Genomic DNA, 14,153 nt, shown 5'->3' with positions numbered 1-14,153 from the left:
AATGCAAAAAGCCGTTTCAGGATTTTCCCTGACCGGCATTTTAAATAACAACGGTTTTATACAAAATGTTTGCCACAAACTATTTGCCACAAACTATTTGCCACAAACAGCATATCTCAAATGTCTGCCACTTTGCCTGCCGTGCTATCTTATCACAAAAATAGCTGGAAACACAGAACACGGCAAATTACAAAATTGTTAATCGCCCCGGAGCTGATATATTTAGCCGGATAATCATTGAAAGCACTGAAAATATGACCGATTGGCTCAATCAAACCATTTCTCTGGCGGGCATTGCCACCACCTGGCTTGAAATACTGGGCTTTATTACCGGCGCAATCTGTGTTTATTTAAATACGCAACAGAATGTCTGGGGATGGCTTTTCGGGATTGTAAATGCAGTGCTGTATGCGATCGTTTTCTGGCAGGTCCGGCTCTATGCTGATACAGGTTTACAGGGTTATTATTTCCTGACGAGCATTTATGGCTGGTGGATGTGGAAATTTGGAGGGAAAAATCACGACGGGATCAGTGTAACCCGCACGCCAGTTCGGATGTATCCTGTTTTCGGCTTGATTTTCATCGCTATAACCGCTTCGTGGGGATTTTTATTAGGCAAATTTACAGACGCCAGCCTTACTTATGCCGATTCCGCATTGACTGTAGCCAGCCTGATCGGGCAATGGATGATGGCGCGTAAATATCTGGAAAACTGGATCTTGTGGATTATTGCGGATGCCTGTTACGTGGTCATGTATTTTTACAAAGACCTGCATTTGACGGCCATATTATATGCTGTTTTTCTCGCGCTGGCAGTAGGCGGCTATGTACAATGGAAGCGTGACGTGGTTCAACTCAAAACCCAGTAAGGAATTTCCTGCTCGTCAAGCAATGTGCGGATGCGTTCCGAATCGTGGAAAACGATCTGCAATTCCTTTTTCGGCGTTCCTTCTTCTTCCTCATCCATCCATTTCCAATCCTCCGCCGTGGCATCCAGAATGTCGATCACCGAAAGCAGTTTCTCCTCGGATTTTTCCCTGGCGAGCCAATCAGCCGAATTTTCAATGTAAATGATCACTTTTTGCTCTTTGATCCATTCCAGATCATTCAGCATTTCGTCCAGCGCATCGAGATTTTTCCCGTCATGTTCGGGGAAGTGCATGGCTGTGGAAATTTCCTGGTAAAAATCTTTGAGTGAAGTGGCTTTGCTGCCATCGACTTGCGCGATGAATGCGCCCAGAAACAAGGTCCGGACATCCGATTGCTCCCTGGTGATCAGGAAGTGCGTGTTCTTCATATTTTCGGCGGATTACAGAGCTGCAAGTTAGAAAAAATAAAATTGCAACACCGTAAATCAGCTGTCAAAGTCGGAAAACCTCCGGGCAGGAAACTGTTTGCGGCGAATTGTCTGCATTAACCTCCATTAAATCTGCCATGTAATCCCACCACTTTTTCATGATCGGCAATGATGCCAAACCTGCGGTCTGATCATTGCTTCCCAATTTTTGGAATGCAAAAAGAGCTAATGTAACCTCGTCCAGAAAGATGTAATATTCCTTAATGCCCGCGTCTTTAAGCAGTTGCGCCAGCTCAGGCCAGATCTCATCGTGACGTTTTTTATATTCTACCTCATTACCCGGCTTCAATTGCATCCGGAATGCTGAAATTTTGTCCTGCTCCATTAAGGCGATTTTGGTTAAACCCTGAATGTGTTTAAGCCCGGTGCCAACACTTTTCTAATGCCGTGCGGACGGATTTTTTTAAAGGATCAATGGATTCAGTGGAGAATTAAGGGCTTGGCCAGCCGACTGGCCGCACATCCAGCGCTGCCGGTCGGCTTCCTGGTGTTTATTTTTAGGTTCCGTCACTTTTGCGCCGTCGGCTATGAAAATAATGGTCATTACTTCACGCATCGTATCAGCCGATTTGTTTCCCGGAGCGGAATGCAATGTCCAGCCATAATGCCAGGTCGCATCGCCCGCTTTCATGGTTTGTGCACGCGCAATTTTGAAACCCTTATCCTGAATAAATTTTTCAAGCATAGCCTCCGATTCATCGGAAATGGGCACATTCTCAACAAAACCGGCCCGATGCGACCCAGAAGCAAATGTAAGCATGCCCATATCGACGTCTATATCAATCAGCGGCATCCACATGGTAATGGTGTTTTTGGTATCAACAGGCCAGTAATATTGGTCCTGGTGCCAGGGGGTAAAGCCACCGCCAGGCTCCTTATAAAGAGCCTGGTCGTGGTAAATTCTGACGTTTTCTACTCCCAAAAGGTCTGCGGCAATTTTTCCAAAGCGTTTGGCCAATGCATAATTCTTCACGTTTTCGTCCACTTCCCACAAATTTGTAATCTGTAAAAAAGCTTTTCCATACGTGTCCCTGTCTTCCAGCTTTCGCTTTTCGGTGTTGAACTTTGTGGCAGCAGCGTTGATAACGTCCCTGTAATGAGACACTTCCGCTTCATTCAGCACGCCAGGGATGAGCACATGACCATTTTCTCTGAATGCATTGATTTCAGTTTCAGAGATTGCCTTAAAATCAGCCAGATCGGGAGCAGTTCTGGTCGTCATAACTTTTTAAGAGTTTAGGAATAATCAATTTCAAATTTCGGCTCTTTTGTTGTTGGTGGCTAGGCTAATAATGGATATTTTGTGGCTAATATTATCTAGTTTTACCTCAACAATTCTACTACGATTAAGATAGTCAATGATAAAGGCCCTATTTGAGACGATTAATTCCGGATCGGATGCGTCGTTTCTGGTTAACTCATTCAATCTCGAAAAGTTTAACGTCCCCTATCATTTTCATCCCGAATTTGAACTTACATTGATCCTGAAAGGGAAAGGGAAGCGCTATGTAGGCAAGCAAATGGCCGATTTTAACGACGGAGATCTTGTGTTACTGGGCTCGGATCTGCCGCATTCCTGGAAATCGGAAAGCATTTCAACGCCTGGCTTTCACGCCAAGTCTATCGTAGCGCAGTTTGACAAAAGTTTCCTGGGAACCGACTTCTTTGACAGACCAGAACTGTCTAACATTCGCAACCTGCTAAAAATCAGCGCACACGGCATTCATTTCACGGGACAAACTGCCAGGGAAATAGGCGCCAGAATGAGCGTTTTGGCGCAGGAAGAAAATGCTTTGAAAAAAATGCTGCTGTTACTGGACATTCTCGAAGATCTGGCCGATTCCAAAGAATTCGTCCTGCTGGACCAGGACGGTGTTGTCGCCACTCAGATCAATAGTAATAAGGATCGCATTAATGCGGCGCTGGGCTACATTATCGATAATTTCCGGAATGATATTGTGCTGAATGAGGTGTCAGCGGTTGTTAATATGTCACCCAATGCTTTTTGTAAATATTTCAAAAGGGTTACCAACAAAACTTTTCTGGACACAGTAATCGATTACCGCATCAATTTCGCCGTGCAACAGTTGCTGTCAACAGACCGGCCGGTTTCGGAAATCTCCTTTGACAGCGGTTTTGGCGACGTCTCCCATTTTTATAAACTCTTCAAAAGGCGCATGAAAATGAGCCCGCTTAATTATAGAAAAAGCTTTCAGAAGGGGCTTTAAATTGGTTATTTACACGGTCTCACTTACAAAAAGCATCCTCAATGTGATAAATGTCAGACTTCCCGTCTGGTTGAATCAGGATGGAAACAATGTCGAAGCGGATGTCGAACATCCAGTCTTTTTCGAAAATGTAATGTTCGGCTGCACGCATGATCAGGCGGGCTTTGGTCACGTTTACAAATTCTTCGGGCATGCCAAAACCTGTGTTGCTGCGCGTTTTGACTTCGACGAAGATTAGCATCTTGTCTTTTGTAACAATGAGGTCGATTTCGGAATATCGGTTGCGATGGTTTTTCTCGACAATCTCAAACCCCTTCTGCGCCAAAAACGCCGCTGCCTGATCTTCACCCCAGTTTCCGAGGTCATTATGTGCTGCCATGAGAACAATTTACGTGTTAATGTGTGTTAAATATTAAACCACTTCCAACATTAAGACGTTGGAAAATAAATTGGTCACAAAAATTTTAAATGAATACCCTCATCAACAAACATGTTCATTTCCAGGATCTGGGGCTGATTGATTATCAGGAGGCTTGGGATTATCAGGAGAAGATTTTTGCGGAGACGATCTCTGTGAAGACGGCGAACCGGAATCTCGGTACGGACGAGCAGCTTTTAACTCCCAACTATTTGCTTTTTTGCCAGCATCCGCACGTTTATACGCTCGGGAAAAGTGGAAAAGCGGATCATTTGCTTCTTGGTGAGAATGATCTTTTGGCAAAACAGGCAAAATATTACAAAATCAACCGCGGCGGCGACATTACTTATCATGGTCCCGGCCAGATCGTTGGTTACCCGATTTTTGATCTGGATAACTTTTTTACAGACATTCACCTCTATATGAGGACATTGGAGGAGGCGATAATCCTAACATTAGCTGATTATGGGCTAATCGCCGGTCGGATTAATGGTTTGACGGGCGTTTGGTTTGATTTTGAAGAACAAAAAAATCCTAGAAAAATCTGTGCATTAGGGGTGAAATCTAGCCGGTGGGTTACGATGCATGGTTTTGCTTTGAATGTTAATACGGATCTTTCTTATTTTGGCAACATTGTGCCGTGCGGCATTCAGGATAAGGCAGTTACTTCCATGGCAGCGGAATTGGGCAGGGACTTGGATATGCAGGAAGTTTCAGATAAATTAAAAAATCATTTAGCAGGACTGTTCCAAATGGAGCTGTAAGTAGAGAATTAATGAAAAAAGACATCATATTTCATCCCGTTCAGGGCATACAGGTTGCAATTGTAAGGAGTATCAATGAAGCGCAGGCAGAAGAATGGAACGTGATCGTGATCAACCGGAATGCGCAGCCGATCACCAACGTTTTTGTTACGTCAAAAGGTTACGGCAGCGGTGAATCAGGCACAAATGCGGACCAGCGCACTTCCACATTAAGGCATTTCTTTCCCTTAATAAATGCAGGCGAACATGCTGTTGTTGAGCCTATTATGCCCGATGTTTTTCATCTTAACAATGAATTTTGGGTGAGCTATTTCATTGAAAATCAGATATACGATAAAAAGTTTATCTTCGTGCCCGACAGCATTATTGAAGATAACCTGATCCAGATCAGCCCGCTTGGTCTGGAGGGAGTAGTGCACGAGTAGCGGGAATTTTATACCAAACACACATTATGACTGATGAATTTAGAAAGCGTGCCAAGAACTTCTTGTTACTTGACATTGAAACGGTCTCTGCATTCGCATCCTATGACCAGCTCCCCGAACGGATGCAGAAGCTTTGGGACAAAAAAACCCTGAGTTTCAGGAAAGGCGACGAGACGCTCTCCAATGCGGAATATTTCTATGATCGCGGCGCCATTTACTCGGAATTCGGAAAGATTGTATGCATTGCATTCGGTGCATTTTACTGGAATGATCACGATGAAATTTCGTTTAAAGTCAGCAGCTTTTCCGGAGATGATGAGGCAGATATTCTTCTGCAGTTCAAAGCGTTAATAGAGAAATATCCACCCGAGCAACTCATTTTGTGCGCACATAACGGTAAGGAATTCGACTTCCCCTTCCTGTGCCGCCGAATGCTGATCCATTGCATCGAAATTCCAAAAGCTTTACAGATTTCGGGTAAAAAACCATGGGAAATCCTGCATCAGGACACAATGGACCTTTGGAAATTTGGTGATTATAAAAGTTACACTTCCCTGGACTTGCTTGCAGCCGTTTTCGATATTCCCGGCAGTAAAAATGAAATGAGCGGCGACCAGGTAACGCGGGTTTATTGGGAAGAAAAAGATCTGGCCAAAATTTGTCGATATTGCAGGGAAGATGTTGTCGTACTGGCACAGCTTTATCTGAGATTACACTGTTTCAAAGCCGTCCGGCCGGAGAATATTATTCGGATAGAATGAGTGGACGGAGCCAGCAATCCGCTTTTACATATGTGAAGGCATTACATTAAGAATAAATGAGAGATAAAAAGATAAAAGATAAACAAGGCAATGATAAGAAAGAGGCCAAAGCGCCTCATCATATCGTTTCCTACATCGATAATTTGAAGGCTGATATTGCGGCTTTCTTCGATCTGAACAGTGAGCAGACGTTCCGGCCGTTTGATATCCACGACCATTTTGGCGTTCAGGATAAGAAGGTCAGGGCGCTTTTTAATGAAATCATACATGAGCTGGAAGAGTCAGGAAGGCTTATGCACCAAAACGGCGGTTACACAGCCGGGCCGAATAAAGAAGTTAAAAAAGGGCTGACCGGCCGCGTAGACCGTGTTAACAAGTCGTTTGCATTTGTGATCATTGAGGGTCGTGAAGACGACATTTACATTGAATCCGAAATGCTGAACGGCGCCTGGGATGGCGACATTGTGACGGTTCAGCCACTGACAAAAAACAGTCGGAATTCAAGATCCGGCCGCAATGATTCGGGCAAAACCCGTGTGGAAGGTCGCGTTGCGGAGATTGTGGAACGATCGGGCACCGATATTGTCGGGGTGATAGAAATTACGTCCCGCTATGCTGTCGTCCAACCGGATAACAAGAAGCTTTTTGACCCTATTTACATTGAACCGGAAGAGGTTAAGGACGCGGAGAACGGTGATAAGGTGATTGTAAAAGTTACCCAATGGCCTACGCGCAGAAGCCAGGCGGAGGGCGAGATCGTTGAAGTTCTTGGAAAAGCGGGTAACAATGATGTCGAAATGCATGCCATTCTTGCTGAGTTCGGACTTCCCTATCATTTTCCTGAAACAGTTGAAGCGGAAGCCCAGCGAATTCCGGATAAGATTTCAAAAAAGGACATTGCAAAACGGAAAGATATCCGTGACGTGCTGACGTTTACAATCGACCCGGTTGATGCGAAAGATTTTGACGATGCACTTTCTGTGCGTTATCTGGATGAAGGTAATGTTGAAGTCGGCGTGCACATTGCGGACGTTTCGCATTATGTACTGCCTGGAACCGAGTTGGAAAAAGAAGCTTACCGCCGTGCTACATCAGTTTATCTGGTGGACCGGACTGTCCCGATGCTTCCTGAAAAACTGTCTAATAATCTTTGCTCACTTCGCCCTAACGAGGATAAGTTATCGTTCTCAGCGATTTTTGAAATAAGTCCGAAAGGAAAAGTGCTCAAAGAATGGTTTGGCAGGACAGTCATACATTCGGACAGGCGATTCTCCTATGAAGAAGCGCAAGCCGTTTTGGATTCGGGAGAGGGAGATTATCCGCGCGAGCTGAACACATTGAATACGCTTGCCAAAATCCTGAGGAAAGAACGGTTCAAAAACGGCGCCATTAATTTTGAGACAACGGAAGTTCGGTTCAAGCTGGACGAGCAAGGAAAACCGCTGGGCATTTATACCAAAGAACGCCACGATTCGAACAAGCTAATTGAAGAATTCATGCTTCTGGCCAACAAAAGGGTGGCGGAATATGTGTTTTCACTTTCAAAAGGCGAGAATAAAAATACAATGGTGTACCGGGTCCATGAAGCACCGGACACCGACCGTTTGCAGACTTTCGCCAATTTCGTTGGTAAACTGGGCTATAAACTCGAAGTGGAGGAGGAAAATAAAATCGCCAAATCCATGAACAGCATGCTTTCAAAAGTAGAAGGCAAACCGGAGCAAAACCTGATCGAATCCCTGGCGGTGCGAACCATGGCAAAGGCAAGGTATAGTATTGATGATCTGGGCCATTTCGGACTGGCTTTCCAACGCTATTCCCATTTTACGTCGCCCATTCGTCGTTACCCGGACGTGATGGCGCACAGGCTGTTGCAACATTATCTGGATGGTGGCAATTCTGTGCCTAGTGAAAGCTATGAAGAGGCGTCCAAGCATTCGTCTGAAAGAGAAAGGCTCGCCGCGGAGGCCGAAAGGGCTTCGATCAAATACAAGCAGGTTGAGTACATGAGTATGATGGATAAAGACCGCGAGTTTGACGGGATCATTACCGGCGTAACTGAATTCGGGATTTTCGTCGAAATAACGGAGACCGCTTCCGAAGGCCTGATCCGTATGACAGACCTTGGAGATGATTATTACGAGCTTGATAAGGAAAATTACCGGCTTCTGGGTCAGCGTACCAAGAAGATCTATACTTTCGGCGACAAGGTGAAAGTAAAGGTAAAAGACACGAACCTTGCCAGGAGAAGCATGGATTTGTATCTGGCTGGAACGATCCCATCGCCAGCTAGAAATAACAATGGCTCGGGTGATCGGGACAGGCGACCCAGAGAGTCGCGCGAGTCGCGTTCTTCCGGAAAAAGCGGACGTTCATCAACTTCATCTTCCCGCTCCTCTTCCGCACCGAAGCCGAAAGAGCGCCGCAAGCGGCGATAGTTAGGCGGGTAAGCTTGCCATTGGTTAATTTCGCACGAGGTAAGTTAGAATTTAAGCGATTCGTGCTTTGATGTTTTGCCACGGATACACGAATTTTCACTAATCGTTATTCGTGAACATTCGTGCATCCGTGGCAACAAAAAAATCAAAAATCCAATGCTCAAAAACCTAGCACTCCTATCTTTTCTATTCTTATCCATCAGCTTAAAAGCCCAAAAAGCCGCTGACAAGGAAGAATGGCAATCATTGTTCAATGGCAAAGACCTGACGGGCTGGGACATTAAGATTGCGGGGCATAAGGTGAATGATAATTACAAAAACACCTTCATTGTTGAGGACAACATGATCCGGGTGAACTATAAGGAATACGATAAGTTTACGACCGAATACGGGCATATGTATTACAACAAGCCCTTTTCTCATTATAAGATCCGGCTCCAATATCGCTTTACTGGCAATCAGGTGCCCGGCGGGGCTTCCTGGAATGTGAGAAACAGCGGCATAATGCTTCATTCGCAGTCTGCTGCAAGCTTAGGCCTCGATCAGGACTTCCCTATTTCTCTGGAAATGCAATATTTGGGCGGGTTAAATGCAGGTGAACGCACAACGGGCAACCTTTGTACACCCGGAACGATTGTGGAGATCAATGGCAAAGTGGATGAGGCACATTGCATCAATTCCAGCTCAAAAACTTACAATGGAGACCAGTGGGTAACTGCCGAGGCGATTGTATTGGGCGACTCGATCGTTTACCATATGATCGAAGGCGACACCGTCCTGGTGTTTACAAATCCAAAAATTGGTGGTGGTTATGTTGGTAAAAATCATACATTTAAAGATGGGAAAGTAGGCAGCGAAGCGGAATGGGTGCGCAAAGACAATACGCCGCTTGGAAGCGGTTACATCGCACTTCAGGCCGAAAGCCATCCCATTGATTTCAGGAACATTCAATTGCTCAATTTAAAGGGTTGTATGGATCCGAAAGCGTCTAACTATAAGTCTTATTATCGGTACGCGGACAACAGCAGTTGCACGTTTAATAAGTAGTAGCCAGCGGTGACGCATTTGCTCCGTCACGCCAAGTAGTTTTGATTATATTTGGTAACATCATTTTCTTTAACCCATTACAACATGAGCATTGTTCAGCGCGTCATTCGCAAGGCCGAATCTCTTAAAGACCATTATTTCCCTTTAAAAGAATTTGACTCTTCTACGCTCCCCTGGATTGACAAGCCTGGTGCCAACATTGCCGACTTCCTGGCAAAACATCCACCTCGTTACAAAGTGCCTTATAACATGGCAGAAAAGCTCGAAAACTGGGAACAAAAAGGTTACGCCGTTCTCGAGAATGTTATCCCGGAAGAAATGATCGATAAATTCTGGGGCGATTTCCAGGAGCTGGTGCAAAATCCTGACAAATATGACCTCTCTGTCCGCATAGATCTGGATGAGTTTAAACCAAATCAGGAACGAAACATTAGGGAATTCCCAAAAGAAGCATTACTGGGTAAATATGTGAAGATCAATGATTTCCACAACTCATCGGTGGCAGGGAAAAAACTGATGACGCATCCTTCCATTGTTTCATTCCTGGAAGCAATTTTTAATCAAAAAGTGGTGGTCATGCAGAGCCTCGTCTTTATGTATGGAAGCCAGCAGCCCACGCATCAGGATTTTCCTTGGGTAACAGCCAAAATTCCAAGCCACCTGGCAGCCGCGTGGATTGCTTTGGAAGACATTAAAATCGATTCAGGCCCGCTTTATTACTACATTGGCTCACATAAAATGCCGAAATTTGATTTCGGAAGCGGTATTTTGTTCAAAAAAGATTCAACCAAATCACCGCTCGAATTTGCTCAGTATCTCGACAAAACCTGTGCAGAGCATCAGTATCCGAAGGAAACATTGCTCATTAAGAAAGGTGATGTGCTGATCTGGCACGCAGCGCTCGCGCACGGAGGTTCAATGATCACCAATCCGGAACAAACCAGAAAATCGTTCGTTTGCCATTATTCAACTGAACAGGCATTGCCTTACCACAGAAATTTTGTGACCCAGGAGCCTGTTAAGCAGGAGTTCAATGGCGTTTACATCTATAACAACCCTGTTTTCCCCCAATCCGAGGATGTATTGAAATAATTAATAACCAATTCATTTTTGGTTTTTTATATTTTTGCAAAAAATGGACGTTTATACTGGACACAGCATCGTCCATTTTTTGTTTTATATCATTTGCCAATCTCCCTGAATGAAAAACACAACACTCCGGTTAGTCTTGATTATAGGTTTGCTCGCCGGGGTAAACTGGTTGGCTTCACAATTCTTCTTTCGATGGGATCTTACGGAGGATAAGCGTTATAGCATTTCGGAGGCTACAAAACAGCTTTTAAGTGATCTGGACAAAGATATTATTGTTAATGTTTACCTAAATGGCGATCTGCCCGCCGGTTTTGAAAGGCTGGAAAGTGCGACTCGGGAAACATTAGAGGAATTTAAAACCTACGCAAACGGCCATCTGATCATCAATTATTCGGATCCATCCGAGGCATCCAGTGAAGAGCAAAGGCAAAAGCAATATTTAAATCTTGTAGACCGGGGATTAACCCCAACCAATGTCTTTGCAAACGAAGATGGCAAACGAACGGAAAAGATCATTTTTCCGGGAGTAATCGTTCAGGCGGATACGATGTCAGTCCCGGTGCAGCTCCTGAAAGGAAACAGATCCAGCTCCCCGGAAGAACAGCTTAACCAGTCCTATGAGGGTGTAGAATTTGAAATTGCATCCGCTATCCGGCTTTTAGGCAGCCAGGAACATAAAAAAGTCGGGCTGGTGGTAAGTCATACCAAAATCTCCCCTGCCCGATTGAGCGACCTGATAGCGACCATTCAGCAGAGCTACGATGTGTTTCTGGACATGAACAATCCCGAATCCTATGAGGGACTCGATGCATTGCTTGTGTTGAAACCCGACAGCGCATTTTCGGATAATGAAAAATTTAAGCTTGACCAATACATTATGGGAGGCGGGAAGGCGCTTTTCTTTGTTGATGGGGCGCGTGTCGACAGCGTTAGTCTGGATGGGAATTATGCGCAGCCACAGGATCTTAATCTGAATGACCTGTTCTTCAAATGGGGCGCTCGTGTGAATACAAATCTTGTGAAAGACTTAAATTGTGCCGAAATTCTGCTGAATGTCGGCAATATGGGCGACAAGCCGGAAATCAGGCCTATGCCCTGGCGTTTTTTTCCCTTGCTGAATAACTTTGGCACACATACGATCACGAGGAACCTCAATGCAGTTTACACACGATTTTTGAGCTCGATTGACACGGTTGGCGGCGCTCCTGAAATCAATAAAACACCATTACTAATGACTTCCGGTTACACGCAGGTCGTAAATGCACCCGCATTGGTCGGTTACAACGAAGCGCGTAAGGATCCGGATCCGGCGACTTATAACAATGGGGCAAAATTGGCGGGTGTCCTTTTGGAAGGGTCATTCACATCTCTGTTTGCCAACAGAATTTTACCGGGCGACCCACGCGCTGCAAAATTTAAATCAAAGGGAAGTCCGGCGAAAGTGATCATTTGCTCAGACGGTGATTTGATTGTAAATGATTATGATTATAAAAGGAATGCTCCGCTTCCGCTCGGTTACGACCGCGTGACGAAACAAACATTCGGAAACAAGGACTTCGTGATGCATGCGCTTGATTACATGACGGACGCAAACGGATTGATCAAAGCACGCAACAAACAGATCGACATTCGGGCATTGGACAAAATCCAGATCCAGGAAAATAAGAAATTCTGGCAGGCACTCAATTTACTCTTGCCTATCGCGCTAATCGGGATTTTTGGAGCGTTGCGCTACTATCTTCGTATGCGAAAATTCACCGGATAAGGGCTGCTTCGTCGGTAATTTTTTATACTTTTGTTCACTACAAGACAGATTTTTTCAAACCTGTCATTCTATAAATTTATCATCTAAACACTTACGTCACGAATTATGAAGTTTGTCGTTTCGTCATCAGTTCTACTCAAACAGCTATCTGCTATAAACGGTGTCGTTTCAACGAACCCAATTGTGCCTATTCTTGAGAACTTCCTTTTATCGCTGGAAGGTAATACATTAACTGTAACGGCTTCTGACCTGCAAACGGTGATGATCACTGAAATCGAGGTTGAATCTTCTGAAAAAGGAGCCATTGCGATCCCTGCTAAATTGTTGCTGGATACGCTTCGCGGACTGCCTGAACAGCCTATCACATTGCAAGTGAATAGTGAAACATTCGGAACAGAGATCATCTCTGACAATGGTCGCTACAAGCTTTCAGGCGAAAATCCAATTGATTTCCCTAAGACACCAGCTGTTAATCGCGGCCAATCCGTTGACTTTTCTTCGTCTGCATTGGGTGCGGCCATAGCGAATACATTGTTCGCCACCAGCACAGACGATCTTCGGCCTGCTATGACCGGGGTTTTCGTTCAAATGGGGACAGAAAACGCAACATTCGTGGCAACGGACGGTCATCGCTTGGTAAGATATCGCCGGACGGATATCAAATCTGATGTAGATACGTCAATGATCATTCAGCGGAAAGCATTGAACTTGTTGAAGTCTTGCTTGCCATCCGAAGATTTGCCGGTTAAGGCTGAATTTACTTCCAGCAATGCCTTTTTCAGCTTTGGAAATATCCGCATGATCTGCCGTCTTATTGATGAGCGTTTCCCGGATTATGAGAATGCGATTCCAACGAACAATCAAAATACGCTTACCATCAACAGGATGGAAATCCTTAGTTCGCTAAGACGTATTTCTATCTATTCAAACAGAACAACGCACCAGGTTCGCTTGAAAATGTCATTGAACGACCTCGTAATTTCCGCTGAGGACCTTGACTATTCCAATGAAGCAAACGAGCGCTTAATGTGCGAATATAATGGTGATGACATGGAAATTGGCTTCAATGCTAAGTTCCTCATCGAGGTTTTAGGTAACCTTTCCAGCAAGACAATTACATTTGAATTATCTGCTCCAAATCGCGCTGGTTTGATCATTCCAGTGGATCAGGAGGAGAATGAAGATATCTTAATGCTTGTAATGCCAGTAATGTTAAACACTTACGTTTAGCAATTTACCCCAACCCCTTAAAGGAGCTTACAGATGTTATTTAAGTAAAACAAGTCCCTTTAGGAATTTAGGGTTTTACCCGTTCAAGAAAATCCAGCTGCGCTCAGCTGGATTTTCTTGCTTTATCTCATTACCAATCAACTCTTTAACTTATTTTAACAATTAACTACGAAAAAAATCGTAGTTAGGGCTTGCATGTACGATTTTTTTCGTAGACATTTGATACGAAGATTATCGTATAACATTTCTGCCATGTACATCAAGCCAACCGATTCCGAATTAGAAATTTTAAATTACCTCTGGCAAGCAGGCCCCAGCACCGTGCGTGCTGTGCATGATGCGTTGTCAGTGACCAAAGATGTGGGTTACACAACTACATTAAAGCTCATGCAGATTATGCATGACAAAGGACTTTTGTATCGCACCGAACAGGGTCGCTCACACATTTATGTTGCATTGCTGGGGAAAGAGGAGACACAACAAAACTTGCTGGGCAAATTGGTGGAAACTGCATTTCAGGGCTCAGCCGCGCAGATGGTTATGCAGGCACTGGGAAACCATTCCACCTCCAAAGAAGAACTAGATGAAATACGTGCGTTATTAAACAATCTTGAAAACAATCGTTAGC

General features: G+C 44.6%; 15 protein-coding genes. 11 read left to right on the top strand and 4 right to left on the bottom strand.

Annotated features, from left to right (window positions below; genetic code table 11):
* Positions 1–254: 254 nt before the first annotated feature.
* Positions 255–869: a nicotinamide riboside transporter PnuC gene (gene pnuC / locus L0660_RS19280; protein ID WP_235160934.1), complete on the top strand. Its 615-nt coding sequence runs from the start codon at positions 255–257 to the stop codon at positions 867–869.
* Here the strand turns inward: pnuC and L0660_RS19275 are convergent.
* The 3 genes from L0660_RS19275 to L0660_RS19265 all read right to left on the bottom strand — a co-directional run bounded on the left by L0660_RS19275 (position 851) and on the right by L0660_RS19265 (position 2,579).
* A complete protein-coding gene (locus tag L0660_RS19275) occupies positions 851–1,297 on the bottom strand; it encodes a barstar family protein (RefSeq protein ID WP_235160933.1) in 447 nt (148 codons plus the stop codon). The genes pnuC and L0660_RS19275 overlap by 19 nt on opposite strands.
* A gap of 64 nt (positions 1,298–1,361) precedes the next feature.
* Positions 1,362–1,682, bottom strand: coding sequence for an L-rhamnose mutarotase (gene rhaM, locus L0660_RS19270; protein ID WP_235160932.1), 321 nt, complete (start codon positions 1,680–1,682; stop codon positions 1,362–1,364).
* Between the two features lie 78 nt (positions 1,683–1,760).
* On the bottom strand, positions 1,761–2,579 hold the full coding sequence (locus L0660_RS19265; protein ID WP_235160930.1) for a phytanoyl-CoA dioxygenase family protein: 819 nt from the start codon (positions 2,577–2,579) through the stop codon (positions 1,761–1,763).
* Between the two features lie 136 nt (positions 2,580–2,715).
* On the opposite strand from L0660_RS19265, the gene L0660_RS19260 reads away from it, so the two are divergent.
* Positions 2,716–3,585, top strand: a complete 870-nt coding sequence (locus tag L0660_RS19260) for an AraC family transcriptional regulator (RefSeq protein ID WP_235160928.1) — start codon at positions 2,716–2,718, stop codon at positions 3,583–3,585.
* 19 nt (positions 3,586–3,604) lie between these two features.
* Here L0660_RS19260 and L0660_RS19255 read toward each other — a convergent pair whose 3' ends face one another.
* Positions 3,605–3,964 (bottom strand): YraN family protein, encoded by a 360-nt coding sequence (locus L0660_RS19255; protein ID WP_235160925.1) that lies wholly within the window; start codon positions 3,962–3,964, stop codon positions 3,605–3,607.
* An 89-nt stretch (positions 3,965–4,053) separates the two neighbouring features.
* Between L0660_RS19255 and lipB the strand changes: the two genes are divergently transcribed.
* From lipB to L0660_RS19210, 9 genes are all read left to right on the top strand, one after another.
* On the top strand, positions 4,054–4,767 hold the full coding sequence (gene lipB, locus L0660_RS19250; RefSeq protein ID WP_235160923.1) for a lipoyl(octanoyl) transferase LipB: 714 nt from the start codon (positions 4,054–4,056) through the stop codon (positions 4,765–4,767).
* An 11-nt stretch (positions 4,768–4,778) separates the two neighbouring features.
* Entirely contained in the window at positions 4,779–5,192 is a 414-nt protein-coding gene (locus tag L0660_RS19245) for a hypothetical protein (protein WP_235160922.1), read from the top strand.
* 26 nt (positions 5,193–5,218) lie between these two features.
* The gene (locus L0660_RS19240; RefSeq protein ID WP_235160920.1) at positions 5,219–5,953 is read left to right on the top strand and encodes a 3'-5' exonuclease; all 735 of its coding nucleotides are present in this window, start codon (positions 5,219–5,221) and stop codon (positions 5,951–5,953) included.
* Positions 5,954–6,009: 56 nt separating this feature from the next.
* Positions 6,010–8,391 carry a ribonuclease R gene (rnr, locus tag L0660_RS19235; RefSeq protein ID WP_235160917.1) on the top strand — a complete coding sequence of 794 codons (2,382 nt, stop codon included), beginning with the start codon at positions 6,010–6,012 and terminating at the stop codon, positions 8,389–8,391.
* A 156-nt stretch (positions 8,392–8,547) separates the two neighbouring features.
* The gene (locus L0660_RS19230) at positions 8,548–9,438 is read left to right on the top strand and encodes a DUF1080 domain-containing protein (protein WP_235160913.1); all 891 of its coding nucleotides are present in this window, start codon (positions 8,548–8,550) and stop codon (positions 9,436–9,438) included.
* Positions 9,439–9,522: 84 nt separating this feature from the next.
* Complete coding sequence (locus tag L0660_RS19225; RefSeq protein WP_235160910.1) at positions 9,523–10,530, top strand: phytanoyl-CoA dioxygenase family protein; 1,008 nt, start codon at positions 9,523–9,525, stop codon at positions 10,528–10,530.
* A gap of 109 nt (positions 10,531–10,639) precedes the next feature.
* A complete protein-coding gene (gldG, locus tag L0660_RS19220; RefSeq protein ID WP_235160908.1) occupies positions 10,640–12,295 on the top strand; it encodes a gliding motility-associated ABC transporter substrate-binding protein GldG in 1,656 nt (551 codons plus the stop codon).
* A 105-nt stretch (positions 12,296–12,400) separates the two neighbouring features.
* Positions 12,401–13,525 (top strand): DNA polymerase III subunit beta, encoded by a 1,125-nt coding sequence (gene dnaN, locus L0660_RS19215; RefSeq protein ID WP_233799181.1) that lies wholly within the window; start codon positions 12,401–12,403, stop codon positions 13,523–13,525.
* 252 nt (positions 13,526–13,777) lie between these two features.
* Positions 13,778–14,152 carry a BlaI/MecI/CopY family transcriptional regulator gene (locus L0660_RS19210; RefSeq protein ID WP_026631911.1) on the top strand — a complete coding sequence of 125 codons (375 nt, stop codon included), beginning with the start codon at positions 13,778–13,780 and terminating at the stop codon, positions 14,150–14,152.
* Position 14,153 lies beyond the last annotated feature (1 nt).

The sequence above is a fragment of the Dyadobacter sp. CY351 genome, assembly GCF_021502625.1.
In the GTDB taxonomy this organism is placed as follows: domain Bacteria; phylum Bacteroidota; class Bacteroidia; order Cytophagales; family Spirosomataceae; genus Dyadobacter; species Dyadobacter chenhuakuii.
Note: the sequence above shows the minus strand (reverse complement) of the source record. Positions and strands in the feature narration are given on the sequence as shown.

What these genes read in the sequence shown, in the direction of transcription:
- pnuC (WP_235160934.1), top strand. Translation starts at nt 255, where the DNA reads ATGACCGATTGGCTCAATCAAACCATTTCTCTGGCGGGCATTGCCACC.
- L0660_RS19275 (WP_235160933.1), bottom strand. Translation starts at nt 1,297, where the DNA reads ATGAAGAACACGCACTTCCTGATCACCAGGGAGCAATCGGATGTCCGG.
- rhaM (WP_235160932.1), bottom strand. Translation starts at nt 1,682, where the DNA reads ATGGAGCAGGACAAAATTTCAGCATTCCGGATGCAATTGAAGCCGGGT.
- L0660_RS19265 (WP_235160930.1), bottom strand. Translation starts at nt 2,579, where the DNA reads ATGACGACCAGAACTGCTCCCGATCTGGCTGATTTTAAGGCAATCTCT.
- L0660_RS19260 (WP_235160928.1), top strand. Translation starts at nt 2,716, where the DNA reads ATGATAAAGGCCCTATTTGAGACGATTAATTCCGGATCGGATGCGTCG.
- L0660_RS19255 (WP_235160925.1), bottom strand. Translation starts at nt 3,964, where the DNA reads ATGGCAGCACATAATGACCTCGGAAACTGGGGTGAAGATCAGGCAGCG.
- lipB (WP_235160923.1), top strand. Translation starts at nt 4,054, where the DNA reads ATGAATACCCTCATCAACAAACATGTTCATTTCCAGGATCTGGGGCTG.
- L0660_RS19245 (WP_235160922.1), top strand. Translation starts at nt 4,779, where the DNA reads ATGAAAAAAGACATCATATTTCATCCCGTTCAGGGCATACAGGTTGCA.
- L0660_RS19240 (WP_235160920.1), top strand. Translation starts at nt 5,219, where the DNA reads ATGACTGATGAATTTAGAAAGCGTGCCAAGAACTTCTTGTTACTTGAC.
- rnr (WP_235160917.1), top strand. Translation starts at nt 6,010, where the DNA reads ATGAGAGATAAAAAGATAAAAGATAAACAAGGCAATGATAAGAAAGAG.
- L0660_RS19230 (WP_235160913.1), top strand. Translation starts at nt 8,548, where the DNA reads ATGCTCAAAAACCTAGCACTCCTATCTTTTCTATTCTTATCCATCAGC.
- L0660_RS19225 (WP_235160910.1), top strand. Translation starts at nt 9,523, where the DNA reads ATGAGCATTGTTCAGCGCGTCATTCGCAAGGCCGAATCTCTTAAAGAC.
- gldG (WP_235160908.1), top strand. Translation starts at nt 10,640, where the DNA reads ATGAAAAACACAACACTCCGGTTAGTCTTGATTATAGGTTTGCTCGCC.
- dnaN (WP_233799181.1), top strand. Translation starts at nt 12,401, where the DNA reads ATGAAGTTTGTCGTTTCGTCATCAGTTCTACTCAAACAGCTATCTGCT.
- L0660_RS19210 (WP_026631911.1), top strand. Translation starts at nt 13,778, where the DNA reads ATGTACATCAAGCCAACCGATTCCGAATTAGAAATTTTAAATTACCTC.